The organism is Actinopolyspora mortivallis, from assembly GCF_003001495.1.
In the GTDB taxonomy this organism is placed as follows: Bacteria; Actinomycetota; Actinomycetes; order Mycobacteriales; family Pseudonocardiaceae; genus Actinopolyspora; species Actinopolyspora mortivallis_A.
Genome location: NZ_PVSR01000005.1, coordinates 110821 through 129417 on the forward strand (window position 1 = coordinate 110821; position 18597 = coordinate 129417).

Annotated in this window: 19 protein-coding genes and 1 tRNA gene; 15 read left to right on the plus strand and 5 right to left on the minus strand. The window is 70.6% G+C overall.

The features are described from left to right. Positions 1-15 precede the first annotated feature (15 nt). The 7 genes from CEP50_RS06460 (at position 16) to CEP50_RS20065 (ending at position 7266) form a co-directional block, all read left to right on the plus strand. Positions 16-708 (plus strand): response regulator transcription factor, encoded by a 693-nt coding sequence (locus tag CEP50_RS06460; RefSeq protein WP_106113019.1) that lies wholly within the window; start codon positions 16-18, stop codon positions 706-708. Next, positions 705-2162 carry a sensor histidine kinase gene (locus CEP50_RS06465; RefSeq protein ID WP_106113020.1) on the plus strand — a complete coding sequence of 486 codons (1458 nt, stop codon included), beginning with the start codon at positions 705-707 and terminating at the stop codon, positions 2160-2162. The genes CEP50_RS06460 and CEP50_RS06465 overlap by 4 nt, the downstream gene beginning before the upstream one ends. 207 nt (positions 2163-2369) lie before the next feature. Further along, the gene (locus CEP50_RS06470) at positions 2370-3209 is read left to right on the plus strand and encodes a DeoR/GlpR family DNA-binding transcription regulator (RefSeq protein WP_106113021.1); all 840 of its coding nucleotides are present in this window, start codon (positions 2370-2372) and stop codon (positions 3207-3209) included. Next, positions 3206-4294 carry a galactose-1-phosphate uridylyltransferase gene (gene galT, locus CEP50_RS06475; RefSeq protein ID WP_106113022.1) on the plus strand — a complete coding sequence of 363 codons (1089 nt, stop codon included), beginning with the start codon at positions 3206-3208 and terminating at the stop codon, positions 4292-4294. Before CEP50_RS06470 ends, galT begins: the two co-directional genes overlap by 4 nt. 96 nt (positions 4295-4390) lie before the next feature. Beyond that, on the plus strand, positions 4391-6025 hold the full coding sequence (locus CEP50_RS06480) for a trypsin-like peptidase domain-containing protein (RefSeq protein ID WP_258174912.1): 1635 nt from the start codon (positions 4391-4393) through the stop codon (positions 6023-6025). A 474-nt stretch (positions 6026-6499) separates the two neighbouring features. Continuing rightward, positions 6500-7003, plus strand: coding sequence for a MogA/MoaB family molybdenum cofactor biosynthesis protein (locus CEP50_RS06485; protein WP_106113049.1), 504 nt, complete (start codon positions 6500-6502; stop codon positions 7001-7003). Positions 7004-7092: 89 nt separating this feature from the next. Next, positions 7093-7266, plus strand: coding sequence for a hypothetical protein (locus CEP50_RS20065; RefSeq protein WP_181188242.1), 174 nt, complete (start codon positions 7093-7095; stop codon positions 7264-7266). Positions 7267-7301: 35 nt separating this feature from the next. On the opposite strand, the gene CEP50_RS06490 is transcribed toward CEP50_RS20065, so the two are convergent. The 3 genes from CEP50_RS06490 to CEP50_RS06500 form a co-directional block, all read right to left on the minus strand. Continuing rightward, a complete protein-coding gene (locus CEP50_RS06490; protein ID WP_181188243.1) occupies positions 7302-7865 on the minus strand; it encodes an SAF domain-containing protein in 564 nt (187 codons plus the stop codon). 255 nt (positions 7866-8120) lie between these two features. After that, a complete protein-coding gene (locus tag CEP50_RS06495) occupies positions 8121-8441 on the minus strand; it encodes an FmdB family zinc ribbon protein (RefSeq protein WP_106113024.1) in 321 nt (106 codons plus the stop codon). A gap of 266 nt (positions 8442-8707) precedes the next feature. Beyond that, positions 8708-9304, minus strand: a complete 597-nt coding sequence (locus CEP50_RS06500) for a 5-formyltetrahydrofolate cyclo-ligase (RefSeq protein ID WP_106113025.1) — start codon at positions 9302-9304, stop codon at positions 8708-8710. Positions 9305-9342: 38 nt separating this feature from the next. Between CEP50_RS06500 and CEP50_RS06505 the strand changes: the two genes are divergently transcribed. From CEP50_RS06505 to CEP50_RS06535, 8 genes are all read left to right on the plus strand, one after another. Beyond that, a complete protein-coding gene (locus CEP50_RS06505) occupies positions 9343-10254 on the plus strand; it encodes a UTP--glucose-1-phosphate uridylyltransferase (protein WP_106113026.1) in 912 nt (303 codons plus the stop codon). A 67-nt stretch (positions 10255-10321) separates the two neighbouring features. Next, the gene (gene glp / locus CEP50_RS06510; protein ID WP_106113027.1) at positions 10322-11545 is read left to right on the plus strand and encodes a molybdotransferase-like divisome protein Glp; all 1224 of its coding nucleotides are present in this window, start codon (positions 10322-10324) and stop codon (positions 11543-11545) included. Positions 11546-11609: 64 nt separating this feature from the next. Continuing rightward, positions 11610-12275 (plus strand): GNAT family N-acetyltransferase, encoded by a 666-nt coding sequence (locus CEP50_RS06515; protein WP_106113028.1) that lies wholly within the window; start codon positions 11610-11612, stop codon positions 12273-12275. A 254-nt stretch (positions 12276-12529) separates the two neighbouring features. After that, on the plus strand, positions 12530-13357 hold the full coding sequence (sepX, locus tag CEP50_RS06520; protein ID WP_106113029.1) for a divisome protein SepX/GlpR: 828 nt from the start codon (positions 12530-12532) through the stop codon (positions 13355-13357). 97 nt (positions 13358-13454) lie between these two features. Further along, positions 13455-13527: transfer RNA gene (locus CEP50_RS06525), tRNA-Ala, on the plus strand. A 364-nt stretch (positions 13528-13891) separates the two neighbouring features. Beyond that, positions 13892-14182 carry a Scr1 family TA system antitoxin-like transcriptional regulator gene (locus CEP50_RS20310; RefSeq protein ID WP_258174919.1) on the plus strand — a complete coding sequence of 97 codons (291 nt, stop codon included), beginning with the start codon at positions 13892-13894 and terminating at the stop codon, positions 14180-14182. Beyond that, positions 14179-14421: a DUF397 domain-containing protein gene (locus tag CEP50_RS06530; protein ID WP_106113030.1), complete on the plus strand. Its 243-nt coding sequence runs from the start codon at positions 14179-14181 to the stop codon at positions 14419-14421. The genes CEP50_RS20310 and CEP50_RS06530 overlap by 4 nt, the downstream gene beginning before the upstream one ends. A gap of 253 nt (positions 14422-14674) precedes the next feature. Continuing rightward, positions 14675-17119, plus strand: a complete 2445-nt coding sequence (locus CEP50_RS06535; RefSeq protein ID WP_258174920.1) for a glycoside hydrolase family 3 C-terminal domain-containing protein — start codon at positions 14675-14677, stop codon at positions 17117-17119. Positions 17120-17141: 22 nt separating this feature from the next. On the opposite strand, the gene CEP50_RS06540 is transcribed toward CEP50_RS06535, so the two are convergent. Together CEP50_RS06540 and CEP50_RS06545 are read right to left on the minus strand one after the other, a co-directional pair. After that, on the minus strand, positions 17142-17765 hold the full coding sequence (locus CEP50_RS06540; RefSeq protein WP_106113032.1) for a bifunctional 4-hydroxy-2-oxoglutarate aldolase/2-dehydro-3-deoxy-phosphogluconate aldolase: 624 nt from the start codon (positions 17763-17765) through the stop codon (positions 17142-17144). 29 nt (positions 17766-17794) lie between these two features. Further along, positions 17795-18597 (minus strand): sugar kinase (locus tag CEP50_RS06545; RefSeq protein WP_106113033.1); only part of this gene is annotated, 803 nt, incomplete at its 5' end.

Consider the following 18597-nt stretch of genomic DNA (forward strand, 5'->3'; position numbering starts at 1 on the left):
GGTAAGACTGGGGGCATGCGCATCCTCGTCGTCGACGACGACCGTGCCGTCCGGGAGTCACTGCGAAGGTCTCTCGAGTTCAACGGCTATCAGGTCGAACTGGCCTCGGACGGTCAGCAGGCCCTCGACTCGCTGGCCACGGCGCGTCCGGACGCCATGGTTCTCGACGTCATGATGCCCAAAGTGGACGGCCTGGAGGTCGCGCGCAAGCTGCGCGGCACCGGCGACGACCTGCCGATCCTGGTGCTCACCGCCCGTGAGGCGGTCTCCGACCGGGTGGCGGGACTGGACGCCGGGGCCGACGACTACCTGCCCAAGCCCTTCGCGCTCGAGGAGCTGCTCGCCCGGTTGCGGGCCCTGCTGCGCAGGGCCTCCCCGCCGGAGGCGGACGAGGAGGGCCCCGCCGCGCTGCGGTTCGCCGACCTGGAACTGGATCCCGGCACCCGGGAGGTGCGTCGTGGGGACCGCAGCATCAGTCTGACGCGCACGGAGTTCGCGCTGCTGGAACTGCTGATGGGGCATCCGAAGCAGGTGCTGACCCGCAGCAGGCTCCTCGAGGACGTGTGGGGCTACGATTTCCCGACCACCGGTAACGCGCTCGAGGTCTACATCGGTTATCTGCGCCGCAAGACCGAGGCCGCGGGCGAACCCCGGTTGATCCACACCGTCCGTGGAGTCGGCTACGTGCTTCGGGAGACCCCGCCGTGACCACACCGGCACCCCCACCCCCCGACCTGATCGAGGTCCAGCCCTCCGAGGGCAACGGCGGCACGTGGCAGCGCATGTCCCTGCGCAGCAGAGTGGTTCTGCTGGCGGCCGTCTGCGTGGCGGCGACGGTGGCACTGGTGTCGGTGGGGGCCTTCCTCACCGTGCGGGAGAGCCTCTACGAGCAGGTCGACCGCAACCTCCACGAACGCGCGAGCCAGGCGGTCTCCGGCCCCCAGGTGCTGGAACCCAACCTGCGTTCGGTGCCCGCCGCCTTCTACGCCGCCGCCAACCTGCGGATCTGCCTGGTCTCGGCGGACGGCAAGTCGGTGACCGGCCCGGGCAAGGCCCCACCCTGGGGTAGCGCGGAACTCGCCGTGGCCCGGGGGGCGAGCTCCTCCTCGCTGCGTACCGACGAGTCCAGCAACAGCAGGGTGATCGCCCTGCCGGCCGGGGACGACCTGGCGCTGGTCATGTCCCAGTCCCTGGATCCGACCAAGAACACCCTGGCGCAGCTGAGCGTGGTGCTGGTCGTCATCGGCGGTGCGGGAATCCTGCTGGCGGCCGCGGCCGGAACGGCCGTGGCGCGTCCGGCGCTGCGTCCTGTGCAACGCCTGACGGCGGCGACGGAACGTGTCGCCCGTACCGGGGACCTGCGTCCCATCCCGGTCGGGGGTGACGACGAACTCGCCCGGCTGACCACGAGCTTCAACAAGATGCTGGGGGCGTTGGCCGAGTCCCAGGAGCAACAGCGCAGGCTGGTGGCCGACGCGGGACACGAGCTGCGCACCCCGTTGACCTCGCTGCGCACGAACCTGGAACTGTTGATCGCCTCGGACAAGCCGGGCACCCCCAGGTTGTCCGACGAGGACCGCGCCGAGATGCTGGACGACGTCCAGGCCCAGCTCACCGAGCTTTCCGCGCTGGTCGGCGATCTCGTGGAGCTGGCGCGGGAGGACGCTCCGAACGCGGTGCACGAGGAAGTGGAGTTCGTGGACATCGTCGAACGGGCCTGTAGCCGGGCGCGTCGACGTGCTTCCGAGGTGGAGTTCGACGTGCGGCTGCGGCCGTGGACGTTGCTGGGGGACGCCACGGCCCTGGAGCGGGCCGTGCTCAACCTGCTGGACAACGCGGCGAAGTGGAGTCCGGCCGGGGCGACGGTGCGTGTGGAGTTCCGCCAGCACGACGCCGGGTTCGGGGTGCTGGAGGTGGCCGACGCCGGCCCGGGCATCCCCGAGGAGGACCGTCCCCACGTGTTCGAACGTTTCTACCGCTCCACCGAGGCCCGACCGCTGCGTGGCTCCGGGCTGGGGCTGGCGATCGTGAAGCAGGTCGCCGAACGACACGGCGGCAGCGTTCGCGTGGGGGAGGCCCCCGAGGGGGGAGCGCTGCTGTCGATGTACCTGCCGGGCCGGCCGGGGCGGTCCGCGGAGGGGGAGTCGACCGAGCCCGGGTGAGGCGCTGTCTCCGCACCTTCCCTTCCCACACGGTCAACCTCAAAGTGTTGTAGAGTATTGTTGTTTTGTGTTGGATTTGCGGGTGTGTTTGTGTGTGATCGAGCTGGGGGAGCATGCTCGGGGAGCGGGACACCCGCGCTCGCGGCGAAACCCGGCCGAGGCGGTCCCGAATCGTGAACCCGGTTGTCCGGGCAGGTTGGAGAAGTGATGCTGGCACGTCAGCGCCAGGAGATGATACTGGACGAGGTGCGCCGCACCGGTGCCGTGCAGGTGAGCGATCTGGTTCAGCGGCTGGGCGTCTCGGACATGACCATCCGCCGCGACCTGGACGCCCTGGCGGCCCGTGGTGCGGTTGAGAAGGTCTACGGAGGGGCGACCTCGGTGCTCGACCGCAGCACCGACGAACCGGGCTTCGAGACCAAGTCGATGTACCTGCCGGAGGAGAAGAAGGCGATAGCGCTGCGGGCCTCCGAGATGGTCCGCCCCGGGACCGCCCTCGGTCTCTCCGCCGGGACGACCACGTGGACCCTGGCCCGTCACCTCGACGACGTCGCGGACCTGACCGTGGTCACGAACTCGGTGCGGATCGCCGACGTGCTGCAACAGCGCGGACGCACCGACCGCACGGTGATCCTCACCGGCGGGGTGCGCACTCCCTCGGACGCTCTCGTGGGGCCGGTGGCCGTGCGGACCCTGCAGTCACTGCACCTGGATCTCGTTTTCCTCGGGGTGCACGGCATGAGCACCAGAGCGGGGTTCACCACGCCCAACCTGGACGAGAGCGAAACGAACCGGGCCCTGGCGCGGGCCGCCAACCGTCTGGTGGTGCTCGCTGATCACTCCAAGTGGTCCACGGTGGGGATCTCCACCATCGTCGGACTCGACGAGGTCGACGTGCTGGTCACCGACGACGGTCTCCCCGAGCAGGCGCGCACCGCGCTGGAGGAACGGGTCCGCGAGCTGAGGATCGCGCCGTGTTCGGGAAACGGGGACGGCGTTTCCTCCTGTCCTTCCCGGCGGGCCCCCTCGGAGGAGGAGCACCGGTGAGGAGGACGACGCGTCGACTGGCGGACGGACGGGAGATCATCTACTTCGACGCCGACCCGGCGAGTCCTCCCAGGCGGGCCGAGGACCTGCGGGAGCTCTCCCCACAACCGGGGCCCCCGGAGATGCGGCGGGACCCGTTGACCGGCGAGTGGGTCGCGATGGCCGCCCACCGCCAGGACCGTACCCACCGACCTCCGGCCGACCTGTGCCCGTTGTGTCCCAGCGCTCCCGGGCGGCTCAGCGAGATCCCGGAAAGCGACTACGAGGTGGTGGTCTTCGAGAACCGTTTCCCCTCCTTCACCCGTTTCCCCGGCTCCGGCACCCCGGAACCCTCCACGGACGGACCCGGCCCGGTGGAGCGTGCCCCCGCGCGGGGCCGCTGCGAGGTGGTCTGTTTCACCTCCGAACACAGCGGTTCCTTCGCCGGGCTGAGCAGCGAGCAGGCCCGCACCGTGGTGGACGCCTGGGCCGATCGCACCGCCGAGCTCGCCGAGTCGCCGGGGGTGGAACAGGTCTTCTGCTTCGAGAACCGGGGTGAGGAGATCGGGGTGACCCTGCATCACCCGCACGGGCAGATCTACGGCTATCCCTTCGTCACGCCGAAGACGGACCAGTACCTGCGGACCGCCCGGGAGTACGAGCGGCGGCACGGCGGAAACGTCTTCGGGGACATGCTCGCCGCGGAACGCGCCAGCGGGGAACGCGTGATCCGCGAGTCCACGCACTGGACCGTGTTCGTCCCCCCGGCGGCGCGGTGGCCGGTGCAGGTGATGCTGGCCCCACGACGGCACGTCCCCGATCTGGCCGGGCTCACCGACGAGGAACGCGACGACTTCGCCGTGGTCTACCTGGACGTGCTGCGCGTGCTGGACCGGCTCTACGACACCCCCATGCCCTACATCGCCTCGTGGCAGCAGGCTCCGGTCCGCACCGGCCGGGAGCTGTGCTGGCTGCACCTGGATCTGTTCTCGGTTCGGCGGTCGGCGGACAAACTCAAGTACCTGGCCGGATCGGAGTCGGGAATGGGGGTCTGGATCAACGACGTCACCCCGGAACGGATGGCCGAGTGGTTGCGCGGGTTGTGAGCGCTTCCGCCTCCGCCGTGAACCGGCGGCACGACTCGTGTGCTACTCCCAGTCTGATCTCAGGCGGTTCTCAGTCGGATAACGCAGAGTGGAGACATGACCGAACAGAATTCCGGTTCTTCCGAGGACAGGCAGGAGGAGCCGAGGACACCGGAGGACGAGGGCTCCTCGTGGGCGAACACGGGTGAGCCCGAAGCCCCCGGAAACGCGTCCCCGGGGCAGCCCTCCGGGAGCACCCCGGAGGGCGGCCCCCGGCCCGGTTCCCCCGATCCCTCCGGAGGGGCTCCCGGAGAGACCCCGACCGCCGGACAGGGGCCCCCGCCGTACCCGCACGGCTCGCCACAACCGGAACACGGGGGTGCGCAGTCGCCGTACCCGCGTCCCGGCGAGCCTTTTCAACAGCCCTACGGCACGGGGCAGCCACCCCAGCAGCCCGGTGGGTTCCCCGGCGGGCAGCAGAGTGGTTCCACCCAGCAGTTCCCTCCCCCCTACGGGCAGGCCCAGGAGCCCCGGCACGGGGGACAGCAGTACGCGGGGCAGCAGGGTATGCCGTATTCGGATCCGTATCAGCAGGGGCAGTACGCCGCCTACCACCACGCCCCGTTGCCGCCCACCGGAACGGAAACGGGGCGACGGAGCGGAGGACGGGGCAGGTTCGTGGCCGGAGTGACCGCACTGGCCGCCGTGGTGGGTCTGCTGGGGGGCGGACTCGGAAGCTACGCCGTCAACCAGTGGTCCGGCGACACCTCCTCGGTCACCTCCTTCGACCAGCCCAAGCCCGCCTCCAACACCGGTACGGCCGAACCGGGGTCGGTCCAGGCCGTGGCGGACAAGGTGCTGCCGAGCGTCGTCCAGATCCAGGCCCGGGGTTTCGGGGGCGCTTCCTCCGGCACGGGCTCGGGAATCATCATCAGCGAGGACGGCTACATCCTCACCAACAACCACGTGGTCAGCGGCGCTGAGGGAAGCGGGTCCCTGGTGGCCCGCTTCAACGACGGCAAGACGGCCCGGCTGGAGGTGGTGGGCACGGCCCCGTGGTCGGACCTGGCCGTGGTCAAGGCCGACGCCCAGGGACTCACCCCGGCCACGCTGGGCAACTCCGAGGACGTTCCGGTCGGTTCCGGTGTGGTGGCGATCGGGTCGCCCTACGGGCTGTCCGGGACGGTGACCAGCGGTATCATCAGCGCCACCGATCGACCGGTCCGGGCGGGCGGCGAGAGTGGAAGCCAGTCCACCGTGCTCAACGCGTTGCAGACCGACGCCGCCATCAACCCGGGCAACTCCGGTGGTCCGCTGGTCAACATGGACGGTCAGGTGATCGGGATCAACTCGGCGATCTACAGTCCCGGCAGCGGCAGCCCCGGTGGGCAGGCCGGCTCGGTGGGGCTTGGTTTCGCCATACCTGTCGACCACGCCCAGCGGATCGGCAAGCAGCTCATCGAGGACGGCTCGGCGGAACGGACCACCCTCGGGGTCACGGTGGACATCACCGGACGGACCTCCGGTGCGTTGGTGGTCGAGGTTCCCTCGGGAGGTCCCGCGGCGAAGGCGGGCATCGAACGGGGCGATGTCATCACCAAGGTGGACGACCGCCTGATCAACAGTGGTGACGAGCTGGTGGCCGCTGTCCGGTCCCATGCTCCGGGGGAGACCGTCACGCTCACGGTCACCGACCGGCAGGGCGGCAACGAACGAACCGTCCAGGCGACCCTGGCAGGTACCGAGATGTGAGCCCGTGGGCTCGTTCTCCCGGGACTTCGTGACTCGGGGTGCTCGGGTGTCGGAACACACCGGGTGTGCCGCATCCCGCGACGGGCTCGTAGGTTCCGCGCCGGAGTACACCGGGCATGTCGGGTGTCGAGAGCGGCGCCTTCCGCGAGGCCGGGCACCCCACGGACCGTCACGAGTCCTTCCGAACGAGCCGTGCCGACAGGACTTCCGTCCGAGGGGCGGGCCGTGCGAGTGCGGGCCGGTGATCGTGCGTCACTCTTCCGCAAGGAGTCGGGGAGTCGTTCCCGGGTCCCTCGGAGGGGTGATGCCGGGACGCACGTGGTCGGGGGGCACGGAAAGCCCGTGGAACGCACGATGATCAGGAGAATTCCCATGAACGACCGAGGAAGCCGCCTCGCCGACCGTCCGCTTCGTTCGGTCCCCTCCGCACCGCTGGATCCCGGGTTCGAGTCGGTGAACGCTACGGTGACCGACATGGAACGCAACGCGCAGCGGTTGGGGCGGGCCTTGGTGGTCGTGGTCGACGACCGGGTCGCACAGGGCGAGCACGAGGACACCACGGGACCACTGGTGACCGAACTGTTGGAGGAGGCCGGTTTCATCGTCGACGGCAGTGTCGCCGTCGCGGGGGAGACGGTGGAGATTCGGAACGCGCTGAACACGGCCGTGATCGGCGGTGTCGACATGGTGATCACCGTGGGGGGTACGGGGGTCTCCCCCCGGGACGTCACCCCCGACGCCACCTCGGGCGTGCTGGACCGTCCCGTGCCGGGGATAGCGGAGGCGCTGCGTGCCTCCGGTCTGGCTGCGGGCTCCGTGGACGCCGGGGTGTCCCGGGGGGTGGCCGGAGTGTCCGGCAGTACTCTGGTGGTGAACCTGGCGGGGTCCCGGGCCGCCATCAGGGACGGGATGGCCACACTGACGCCGTTGGTGACCCACGTGACCGAACAGCTCTCGGGGATGGACGAGGCGATCTGAGCCGGGGCGGCCCTCACGATCCGGGCCGCTCGGTACGTGGGGAGCGGTTCCGCACCCGGGAACGCGAACGGAAACCGTGGGAGGACGTCGTGAACGAGGGCGAGACCCGGAGCAGCCGGGCACGGGCACGTTCGGCTCGTCGGGACATCGACGAGATCTTCGGGGAGATACTGCCGGAGACCACCGGCGACGAGCGGGAACCGGGCGAAGGGACGGACCGGGACGCCTGGTACCGGGAGAACCGTCCTCCGCACCACGGCTGAGGGGCGCGTCCCTTCCGGCGTGGGAGAACGCGGGGTCACCGCAGTGTCAGCGTGAGCGCGTCGCGGAGCCGGGCCGAGGCGACCCGTGCCGCTCGGGTGCGGTCCAGACCGAGCACCACCAGCGGGTCGCTCTCCTCGTTCTCCGGGGACACGGACACGACCGTGGCCCGTTCTGCCAGCACCTCGGTGCGGCCCCGCCGGTTGGTGACCACGTCCACGTGGCCGCCTGGGTGCAGTAGTTCGGTCACCGCTGTCTCCGCGGGCCGCACGGCCACGGCGGCACGGTCCTCGTCGCCCGCCGTGAAGCGGGTCAGTTCCGTTCCGAGCAGGCTCAGATCGGTCAGGACGGTGCCTTCGCGGGCCGCGTGGGCCAGGAGTCTGCCCTCGGCCCGCCCGGAGGCGGTCACCGCCCCGGAGGGAACGAGTCGACGCGGCATCCGTCGCAGGGCGAGGTCCCGTGCGGTGAGTTCCGTGCCCGGCCTCAGGTCGTGGGCCGCCGTGACCACGGCGCGGGAGTCCGACGGGGTTGCCCGCGGTCCGGTGGGCAGGGCCGCGACGGCGGCCGCCACCAGCAGGACCCCGGCCGTGACGCGGCGCACCAGCACACTCCCGCGTCCGACGAGCGGTCCACGGAACCGTAGGCGGTCCCTCAGACGCGTGTCCAGGCGCGTTCCGGCGTTCGTCCGTCCGTTCCACAAGCCGTCCTCCGGTTCCACCTCGTGTGCACCTTCTGTCCGTGAAGGCTAGAGCGAGGTGGACCCCTCCGGGCAGCTCCGATCACGCGGGTTGTGGAGAGATCGACCTGCTGTGGACGCGCCGGGACCGCTCCCCGTTCCGTGAGGGGAGCGCTGCGCTCAGGTGGAGGCCGCCGAGGTCTGCGGCTGCGTGCCGGAGGAGGTGCCGGACGAGCCGGACTCGGAGGAGGAGCTCCCCCCGGAGGACTCGGAACCACCGGAGGACCCGTTGGACGAGGAACCGGACTCGCTGGAGGAGTTCGATCCCCGGCTGTCCGTCCGGTAGAACCCGCTGCCCTTGAAAACGACTCCCACCGCGTTGAACAGCTTGCGCAGCCTGCCGGAGCACTCCGGGCACTCGGTCAGCGAGCTCTCACTGAACGACTGGAAGGTCTCGAAGTCGTGCCCGCACTCGGTGCAGGCGTACTGATAGGTGGGCACGTGCCTCTACCTCCGGACTGGAACGGCGACGCTGTTCGCGTCGCACACGGCGGCACTCTGGTGCCGGTCTCCGGACAACGACATTGGCACTCGGAAACTTCGAGTGCCAACACGATGATGCGCCACACCGGGGTCGCGGCGCAAACGGGCCTGCGTCACAGCCTTCCCGCCGTCCATCTCCGCCCGGGAGAGCGGGCCGGCGACGGCCTCGTGGGCGGGCAGGCGGAGCCGCGCGGACTCAGCGCACTCCCGATGTGTGTCTTGCGTCACAGAGGAAGTCGGGTCAGTCCCCGGCGTGGAGTGATCACACCGTTCACCCGTACGTCGTGCTCCTCGGAGGGCAGCTGCTCGACGAACTCCTCGTCACGGACCACCGCCAGCAACGCCGCCGAGGGGGAGGCCAGCGGCAGGGACCTGTCGTAGTAGCCGGCGCCCTTGCCCAGACGAACCCCGTTGCGGTCCACGGCCAGCGCCGGAACCAGCACCAGGTCGGCGGTGGAGACGGCGTCGGTGCCCAGGTGGGAGGTGTTCGGTTCCAACAGGCCGAAGCCCGCGCGGCTCAGTCCCTCCGGTCCCGTGTACTCGGCCCATTCGAGCGGGCCGGTGCCCGCGACCACGGGAAGCAGGACACGACAGCCGTGCTCACGGAGAGCGTCGACCAGTTCGAGCGATCCCGGTTCGGAGCCGACGGGGACGTAGGCGCACACCGTGGAGACCGCCACGCCGCGCAGGAAGCCGAACACGGCCCTGTGCAGGGCACGGTTCTCCTCCGCCCGGGTCGTGTCCTCCACGGCGGCGCGTGCCGCGCCGAGTTCGCGTCGCCATTGCTCTTTTCGGGCCAGTTCGTCAGCGGAGAGCGTCACAGCGACGAAGGGTAGCCAATATCGCTAGGCTCCGTGTTATGAGTAGCCAGACATCAGTACCCTTCCACACCGCGATCGTTCCCGCCGCGGGACTGGGGACCCGTTTTCTGCCCGTCACCAAGTCGGTTCCCAAGGAGTTGCTGCCGGTCCTGGACACTCCGGGGATCGAACTGGTGGCCGCCGAGGCCGCGGAGGCGGGCGCGGACCGCATGGTGGTGGTGACCTCCCCGGACAAGGGGTCGGTGGTCGAGCACTTCCGCTCCAACCCCGAGCTGGAGACGACGCTGGAGGAGCGGGGCAAGGACGAGTTGCTGCGCAAGGTACGCAGAGCCCCGGGACTGATCAGGGCCGAGACGGCGATCCAGGAGAAGGCGCTCGGTCTGGGCCACGCCGTCGGGTGCGCCGAGGAGCACCTGGACGAGTCCGACGGTGCCGTGGCCGTGCTGCTTCCCGACGACCTGGTCCATCCGGACGGGGAGGACGAGCCCACGGTGCTCACCAGGATGGCCGAGGTGCGCGCCCGGTACGGCGGCAGCGTGCTGTGCGCCTTCGACGTCCCCCCGGAGCGCACCGCCTCCTACGGGGTGTTCGAGGTCTCCGACACCGATGATCCCGGGGTCAAACGGGTGCACGGGATGGTGGAGAAGCCCCATCCCTCCGAGGCTCCCTCCAACCTCGCCGCGGCCGGGCGGTACCTTCTCGATCACCGGATCTTCGAGGCGTTGCGACGCATCGAGCCGGGTGCCGGAGGTGAGCTGCAGCTGACCGATGCCGTAGCGTTGCTGATCGCCGAAGGGCATCCGGTACACGTGGTGGTCCACCGGGGTGCGCGGCACGATTTGGGCAATCCCGGCGGGTTCCTGAAGGCGGCGGTGGACTTCGCCCTGAGCGACTCCGAGTACGGATCGGAGTTGCGGGAGTGGCTCCGGTGGCGCCTGGAACGGAACTGATCCCGCCGTGTCGTACCGGTCGGCTCGTGCGCGGCCAACAGTGTCTTCGCGGAAGAGGTCGACAGCCATGAGATCAGTGGACGAGCAGCTTGCACGGGTACTCGCGGCCGCCGTACGGCCTTCACCTGTTCGGGTGGAAACAGCGGAGGCGCAGGGACTGCTGTGCGCCGAAGAGGTGGTGGCCGAACGAGCTCTTCCCGGGGCTGCTCAGGCCGCTGTGGACGGTTACGCCGTCCGTGGCGTCGACGTCAGACACGCCGACACCGAGCCGGTGGTGCTTCCCGTCGCCGGGGAGGCCGTGGCCGGCAAACGGCAGAACCAGCGGCTCCAGCCGGGCCAGGCCGTCCGGGTGGACAGGGGGGCGCCGCTGCCGACGCTGGCCGATTCCGTGGTTCCCGCCGCGGACACCGCCGAACACGCCGAGGGCGTCACCGTGTCCCGCTCGGTCCCCTCGGCCGCCTTCGTGCGTCGCGAGGGCGACGACGTGCGGGAGGGGGACGTGGTGGTGCGCCGGGGAACCACGATCGGACCGGCCCAGATGGCGCTGCTGGCCGCGGTCGGACGGGACCGGGTGCTCGTGCAGCCACGCCCCCGCGTGTCCGTGATCTCCCTCGGCGACGAGCTGGTGGACGTGGACGCCAGACCTGCTCCCGAGCAGGTCTACGACGTGAACTCCTACGCCCTGGCCGCCGCCGCCAGAGAGGCCGGGGCCGAGGTCACCCGGGTGGGCATCCTGCCCTTCGAGCCGAGGCGCCTGCGGGAGGTGGTCGAGGGCAGGCTGCTGTTGTCCGAGATCGTGCTGATAGCGGGCGCGGCGGGGGGAGCCGTGGGCGAGCGGGTGCGGTCCTGCCTGTCCGAACTCGGTGAGCTGGACACCACCAGGGTGGCGATGCATCCCGGATCGGCGCAGGGCTTCGGCACGCTCGGTCCCGATCGGGTGCCGACCTTCCTGCTGCCCGCCCATCCGGTGAGCGCTTTCGTGGGCTTCGAGGTGCTGGTGCGCCCGCTGGTGCGGTCGGCCCTGGGCAAGTCCCATCCCCACCGGCGCAGCATCACGGCCGAGCTCGTTTCCCCCGTGGTCTCGACGAAGGGACGGCGCGGTTTCGTCCGTGGCAGGTTGTTGCGGGACTCGGAGGGGGGACACTACCTGGTGCAGCCGGTGGGCAGTTCGGACGAGCACCTGCTGGCCTCGTTCTCCGAGGCGAACTGCCTCATGGTGCTGGACGAGGACGTCGTCGAGGCGGGGCCGGGGGAACGGTTGCGGGTCAGTTTCCTGTCGCAGCGTTCCTGACCGTTTCCGGGCGACGGTGAGGTGTCCGCCGGAACAGTGCGTTACCGAGGGGAGCAGGCAGAGCATGACCGGACCGGTCCCCGGAGCCGAACTCGCCGAAGGCAGGCATCCGGGTTGGCCCGCCCGGCTCGGCCCGCTGGTCGTCGAGCGCGGGGAGGTCGCGTTGCGCCCTCCCCGACTGCGGGACGCCTCGGCGTGGAGTGAGATCCGGCGGCGGGACAGGGAGTACCTGCGCCGGTGGGAACCCTCCGTGAGCAACTGGGACCAGCGCAACGCGAGCACCGCCTGGTTCGCGCAGTGGAGTTCGTTGCGTCGGCTCGGTCGCCGGGGGCAGCTGCTGCCCTTCGTGATCACTCTCGACGGTGAGCTGGCCGGACAGCTGACGGTGGGCAACATCATCCGTGGGGCCCTGCGTTCCGGATGGGTCGGTTACTGGGTTTCCAGTTCGGTCGCGGGGGGAGGGGTGGCCACCGCGGCGTTGGCACTGGCCGTCGACCACTGTTTCGGCCCGGTGGGGCTGCACCGTCTGGAGGCCACGGTCCGTCCCGAGAACACGGCGAGCGTGCGGGTGCTGGAGAAGACGGGGTTCCGCCACGAGGGCAGGTTCGAACGGTATCTCGACGTGGCCGGGGCCTGGCGTGATCATCTGGTCTACGCGTTGACCTGCGAGGAGGTCGTCGAGGGGGTGACCGGAGCGCTGCTTCGTTCCGGAAGGGCGCGTCGTCGTTGACCCCGTCGGGGAGGTCGTGTGGGGCCGCCGGAGCAGGGGGGCGGGACACGACGCCGGAGGATACGCTGCTCTGTTCGGGGGAGATTGTGGACCGTTCCGGCGTGTCCGGAAGCACGTTTTCCTTCTTTGGGGTGAACTTGGAGGTGGGTGGGAACCCGTCCGGAACGGCGTGCCTCCAAGACACGAACGAGCGTTCTGGATAACGTGGACAGTGCAGGTGTGTGCCGCCGTGTGCCAGGGGGAGGTGGCGAGGTGTGCTCAGCTCGCTGATTTTCGTGGCATTGGCGGTGGCATGGCTTATCGTTCTGGTGCCCATGTTCGCGCGCCGCAGGCAGGAGGTCTCCCGACCGACGGACACCGCCCTGGCGGCCAGGGTGGTCCGGCGTGGGGGAGGGGCACCTCCGAGGACTGCCGGGGGCTCCGGCGGGAACAGGGGCAGGGAGGCGCTCGCGATGCCCGACAGGGAGAACAGGGTCGATCCGGACACCGAGCAGGATGCGCTCGACGATCCGGAGGTCGACGAGGAGTTCGACACGCCGGGGGCGGAACAGCGGCAGGACGTGCGTGGTGAGGACGTGCGCTCCGGGCGTCGCTACCGCCCGGGGCGCGGTGGGTTCGACCCGGACGCCGCCGCGCTGGCGGCCCGGGCCAAGTACGCCCGCCGCCAGCGGACCGTGCTCGTCATGCTCGTCGTGGCCTTGGTCACCGCCGTGCTGGCGGGTTTCCTCTGGCCGATGCTGTGGTGGGTGCACGGGGTCACCGACCTCTCCTTGGTGGGGTACCTGGGCTATCTGCGCCGCCAGGTGCGCATCGAGGAGGACGTGCGCAACCGCAGGCTGGCTCGGATGAACGGTGGTTCCGAACGTGCCGCCGAGCAGGACGCCGCCGGCGGGTCCGGGTCGAGGCGGGAACGTGCCGAGGAGGACGAGTTCGACGCGGACGGCGAGCCCGGGCCGGTCGGCGGGCCGCGGGGCGTGGGCGGTTCCGGCATGGAGGTGCTCGACATCGACGACGAGGACCCGGAGTTCGACGAACTGGACGACCGTCTCTGGCAACCGTACCGCCGTGCGGTGGGAGAATGAGGGTGCTCGCCGCGAGGGGTGGGGGTGTGTCAGCCCCCGCCGTGCCGGGTGCTAGGCTTTGGAGGAACCCGGTGAGGACACCGGGTGACAACAGCAAGGGGCTGTAGCGCAGTTGGTAGCGCGTCTCGTTCGCATCGAGAAGGTCCGGGGTTCGATTCCCCGCAGCTCCACCGAACTGCTCATCGTGTGAGCATCCTTTCTGGGTCGTTTCCGCTGGTGAGGTGGAGGCGGCCTTTTTGGTGTCACGGACCGGGGACGCGGAAGACCGGGACGAGAGCCTCGCGTTGCTTCACGGTGCCGGTGGTGGCGATCACGTTGAGGCGATTCGTCCACCTCGGGGCCGGTGAGCAACCGTGAACCCGGGGTGCCGTCCGGGCAGTGGGGACCTTTTCGGTCGCACGAGATCGCCCGACGGGTAACAGGGACGCCGTACCCTGAATCCGAGATTTCAGCGCAACTCGTGTTGCTCGGTCCTCCCGGGACTGTCGGATCCGGATCCCCCTCGTCACGGAATCGTCCCCGACCTTGAACCGGGTGTCGTCGAGCGGCCCGAGTCTGACGCCTTACTTGTGGCGTATCCTCCTTGGCGCTGATCATTTCGCGCGAGCGATATCAATCTGTTTTGGGAAACTCGGTCATCGTCTCCCGTGGCCCACTGATCCCGGTGTGGTCTACATCGAACACCGTTCCGGTGCCGTCTACCTGGAAGACCCCACCGAGATCAAAGCCCATACAGTGGCCTTCGAGCATCTGTGTGCCCATGCCCTGCGGCCGGACGAGTCGGTCGCGATGATGCGGAACATCGCCAAGGAGTACGGACAATGACCAACCCCCTGCGTCCGCGAAGCACCTCGGAAGAGCTGGACACCGCCACGTGGCGCAAGTCCAGCTTCAGCAATGACCAGGGTCAGTGCGTGGAGACGGCGGCGCTCTCCGACGGAACGGTCGCCGTGCGCAACAGCAACCGTCCGGACGCGGGAGTGGTGCTCTTCACCCGTGCGGAGATGGCGGCGTGGATCAACGGCTGCAAGGCGGGAGAGTTCGACGACCTCGCCCGAGGCTGACGTCGCTCCCGCCCGCCGCGAGGCCCTCCGACTCTCCGGGTGACGCTCCGAGCGAGAGGACGCCGGTCCTGCGGGCGGTTAGCGTGGGAGGGAGGCACCGCGCACCGGGTCCCGGCTCGCCCGCCGGTCACCCCGACCCGGCCATGCGAGCTTTCGTCCCACCGTGCGCTCGCCGAGGAGGGAAGCCGTTCGCGCCCACCGCAACGGTGCCCCGCCGGTGCCGGAACCCGCCCGCGCAGCCAGGAGCGAGCCCATGACGCAGCTTCCCGACGTCGACGAACTGACCCTCGAACAGCGGGTCCGCCTGCTCTCGGGCGGCGACTTCTGGCACACCCGCCCGGTTCCCGAACACGGGGTGTCCGCCGTGACACTCACCGACGGACCCCACGGGATACGGGCCCAGTCGTCCACCTCCGAACGGTTCGACCTGTCCCACAACGAACCGGCGACCTGCTTCCCCACGGCCGTCACCCTGGCCAGCAGCTGGGACGAGGAACTCGTCGAGGAGGTCGGCCGCGCACTGGGCACCGAGGCCCGCGCCCTGGGGGTGACGGTGGCCCTCGGACCGGGTATGAACATCAAACGCCACCCGCTGGGCGGACGCAACTTCGAGTACCTCTCCGAGGACCCACTGGTCAGCGGCCGTATGGCCGCGGCGATGGTGCGCGGCATCCAGAGCCGTGGCGTCGGTGCCTGCCTCAAGCACTTCGCCGTCAACAACCAGGAGTCGCACCGCTTCGTCGTCGACGCCGTGGTCGACGAGCGCACGCTCCGCGAGCTCTACCTGGCGGGATTCGAGCACGCGCTCACCGCACGGCCGTGGGCGGTGATGGCCGCCTACAACAGGCTCGACGGAGTCCACTGCACCGACAACCCGTGGCTGCTGTCGACGGTCCTGCGTGACCAGTGGGGGTTCGACGGGGTGGTCGTCAGCGACTGGGGTGCCGTGGAGGACCGGGCGGCCGCCGTCCGGGCGGGTACCGACCTGGAGATGCCCGGAACCGCCGGCGAGTCCGACCGGGAGGTGCTCGGGGCGGTGCGCTCCGGACGGCTGGAGCGCGAGCACGTCACCGCCAGCGCGCGGCGAGTCCTGGAGCTGGTGGCCCGTGCCCCCGGGGGTGAGCAGGACAGGTTCCCCGCCGAACGGCACCACGCGCTGGCCCGCCGCGCCGCAGCCGAGGGCACCGTGCTGCTGACCAACGACGGAACGCTGCCGCTGTCCCGGCAACACACGGTGGCGCTGATCGGCGCCTTCGCCGAGTCACCCCGCTACCAGGGGAACGGCAGCTCGTTGGTCACCCCCACCCGGCTGGACACGGCCCTGGAGGAGCTCCGCAGCCGGGGAGTCACCCTCCACTACGCAAGGGGCTACGAGCCGGGCGACTCCGGGCGGAACCCCGCGCTGATCGCGGAGGCGGTCGAGGCAGCCCGGCAGGCCGACGTGGCCGTGGTGCTGGCCGGCCTGCCTCCCACCCACGAGACCGAGGGAGTCGACCGGCAGGAGCTCGGACTGCCCGCCCAACACGACGATCTCGTCAACGCGGTGTGCGCGGTCAACCCTCGGACGGTGGTGGCGCTGTCGAACGGGGGACCCGTGGCGATGCCGTGGGTGGACCGACCCGCAGCGATCCTGGAGTGCTATCTGGGCGGACAGGCCGGTGGTGCGGCACTGGTGGACGTGCTCTACGGCGACGCCGAACCGGCGGGTCGGCTGGCCGAGAGCTTCCCCGTCGCGGTCTCCGACGTGGCCGCCAACCCCTTCTTCCCCGGCCAACCGCACCAGGTGGAGCACCGTGAGGGGCTGTTCGTCGGCTACCGCCACCACACCACCTCCGGGGTGAGACCACTGTTCCCCTTCGGACACGGGCTCGGATACACCACCTTCGCGTGGGGTGAGGCCACGGTCGACCGGCAGCGCCTCGGGGCCGGGGAGTCGGTGACGGTCTCCCTGGAGGTGACCAACACCGGGGACCGCGCCGGCTCCGAGGTGGTGCAGGTCTACGTGCACGACCGCACCGGGGTGGTACTGCGCCCACGCCGGGAGCTGCGCGGATTCGCCAAGGTCCGGCTCGACCCCGGCCGGAGCACCACGGTCGGGGTCGAACTCGGTCCCCGGGCGTTCGCCTACTACGACGTGGAACGGGCGGAGTGGACCGTCCCCCGGGGAACCTTCGACATCGAGGTGGCACGTTCCGGCGCCGAGGTCGTCCACACCCTCCCCGTCGAGGTCACCGAGGGAGCGCACACCTCACCCGAGCCTCCCACGACACCACCGGTGGCCCTCGACGACGCGGCCTTCCGACGGCGACTGGGCGGTCCGGTACCCACTCCGCGCGCGGTGCGGCCCTTCAGCCGCGAGTCCACCGTCGGCGAGATCTCCTCCACCGTTCTCGGCGGGCTGTTCGCACGGGTGCTGCGGCGTGCCATGCCCGTGGGCGAGGACGTGCTCGGGGAGGGAGCCGCCACGGGGATGCTCGACCGTGCCGTCGCCGAGATGCCGCTGCGTGGGCTCGTGCGGCTGTCCGGCGGCAGGCTGCGCGGCGAGGTCGTCGACCTGCTCGTGGACGCGCTCAACGGTGGGCGTGTTTCCACGGGGATGCGGGCACTGCGCACGGCGGCCGAGGCGTTCGGGAGTCGGATCGCGGGCGCCGTCCCCCTCCGACGACAGACACGGAAGTCACCCGAGGACACGCACTGAAAGCCGCGCCAGCGGCCGTGGGTTACCTCCGTGCGGCCCGGATCCGTTCCCGCAGGGTGGTGACCCGCTCGGAGACCTCCTCCACGGTCCCGGCGGACAGCCCCGAGCCCATGCCGACGGCCACCGCCCCGGCCGCCACCCACTCCGGGGCGTCGTCGACGGTGATCCCGCCGGTGGGGATCACCGGGGCCTGCGGCAGCGGTTCGAGCACGTCACGCACCAGACGGGGAGTCCAGGCCCGTGCCGGGAACAGTTTGACCGCGTCCGCCCCGGCGCTCAGTGCCCGCACGATCTCGGTGGGAGTGTCCGCGCCCGGGACGACGGCCGCCCCGTACCGGTGGCCGGTGCGGACCACCTCCTCGTCCAGGGAGGGCGCGACCAGGAACCCGGCTCCGGCGGACACCGCGGCGTGGGCGGACTCGGCGTCGAGCACGGTGCCCGCCCCGACCAGCGCGTCGGGGTGCTCCCGGCGCAGGGTCCGCACCACCTCGGTGGCATCCGGAGTGGTCAGGGAAACCTCCAGCACGGACAGTCCCGCCTCCAGGCAGTGCCGGGCGCGGTCGGTGGCCCGCTCCGCCGTGTCGGCGCGGACGATCGCCACCACCCCGTGCTCGGCGACGGCGCTCATGATCTGCCAGCGGTACACGGCTCACTCTCCCGGTTCGGTCTCGGTGTTCAGCGGGTGGTGACCTGTTCGGAGTGCCGGGTCAGTTCCCGCAGCCCCGGGGTCGGCAACCCGTCCATGTCCCCGGCGACCTGGACCACGTTTCCGGCGACCACGGTCGCCTCGTCCAGTGCCTCACCCAGCGCCAGCCCGCGCAGTCGGGCGGACAGGAACCCGGCGTTGAAGGCGTCCCCGGCCCCCACCGGGTCCACGGTGGGCACGTTCGCCGCGGGTCGGAACCACTCCTGGTCGCCGTCGGTGGCCCACGCACCCCGGGAGCCCAGCTTGAACACCACCAGCGAGGCTCCCCGGTCGAGGAACCACTCGGCGGCCGCCCGGTCCTCGGAACAGCCGCTGATCTGCCTCCCCTCGTCCGCGCCGCTGAGAACCAGGTCGGCGCTCTCGGCCAGGGGGCGCAGCAAGGTGCACCAGCGTTCCGGATCGGCGAGTTTGCGGCGGATGTTCGGATCCAGGCTCACCGTCACCCCGGCCGCACGGGCGGCACGCACCGCGTGCTCGGTGGCTCGCCGGGCGCTGTCGGAGAGTGCCGTGGTGATCCCGGTCAGGTGCAGCACCCGCGCCGAGCGGATCCACTCCTCGTCCACGTCCCCCGGTTCGAGGGCGCTGCCCGCCGAGCCGGAGCGGTAGTAGCAGACCTCGATGGGGCGGTGGGGGTGGGCGTCCCGCACCAGCAGTCCGGTGGGGCGGGTCCCGTCGACGACGGCTCTGGACACGTCGACCCCCTCGCCGCGCAGCAGGCGCAGCGCGGTGTGCCCGAACGGGTCGTCCCCGACCCTGCCGAACCACCCCACGG

What these genes read in the sequence shown, in the direction of transcription:
- CEP50_RS06460 (WP_106113019.1), top strand. Translation starts at nt 16, where the DNA reads ATGCGCATCCTCGTCGTCGACGACGACCGTGCCGTCCGGGAGTCACTG.
- CEP50_RS06515 (WP_106113028.1), top strand. Translation starts at nt 11,610, where the DNA reads ATGACCGGACCGGTCCCCGGAGCCGAACTCGCCGAAGGCAGGCATCCG.
- CEP50_RS06505 (WP_106113026.1), top strand. Translation starts at nt 9,343, where the DNA reads ATGAGTAGCCAGACATCAGTACCCTTCCACACCGCGATCGTTCCCGCC.
- CEP50_RS06470 (WP_106113021.1), top strand. Translation starts at nt 2,370, where the DNA reads ATGCTGGCACGTCAGCGCCAGGAGATGATACTGGACGAGGTGCGCCGC.
- CEP50_RS06530 (WP_106113030.1), top strand. Translation starts at nt 14,179, where the DNA reads ATGACCAACCCCCTGCGTCCGCGAAGCACCTCGGAAGAGCTGGACACC.
- CEP50_RS06485 (WP_106113049.1), top strand. Translation starts at nt 6,500, where the DNA reads ATGGAACGCAACGCGCAGCGGTTGGGGCGGGCCTTGGTGGTCGTGGTC.
- CEP50_RS06535 (WP_258174920.1), top strand. Translation starts at nt 14,675, where the DNA reads ATGACGCAGCTTCCCGACGTCGACGAACTGACCCTCGAACAGCGGGTC.
- glp (WP_106113027.1), top strand. Translation starts at nt 10,322, where the DNA reads ATGAGATCAGTGGACGAGCAGCTTGCACGGGTACTCGCGGCCGCCGTA.
- CEP50_RS06480 (WP_258174912.1), top strand. Translation starts at nt 4,391, where the DNA reads ATGACCGAACAGAATTCCGGTTCTTCCGAGGACAGGCAGGAGGAGCCG.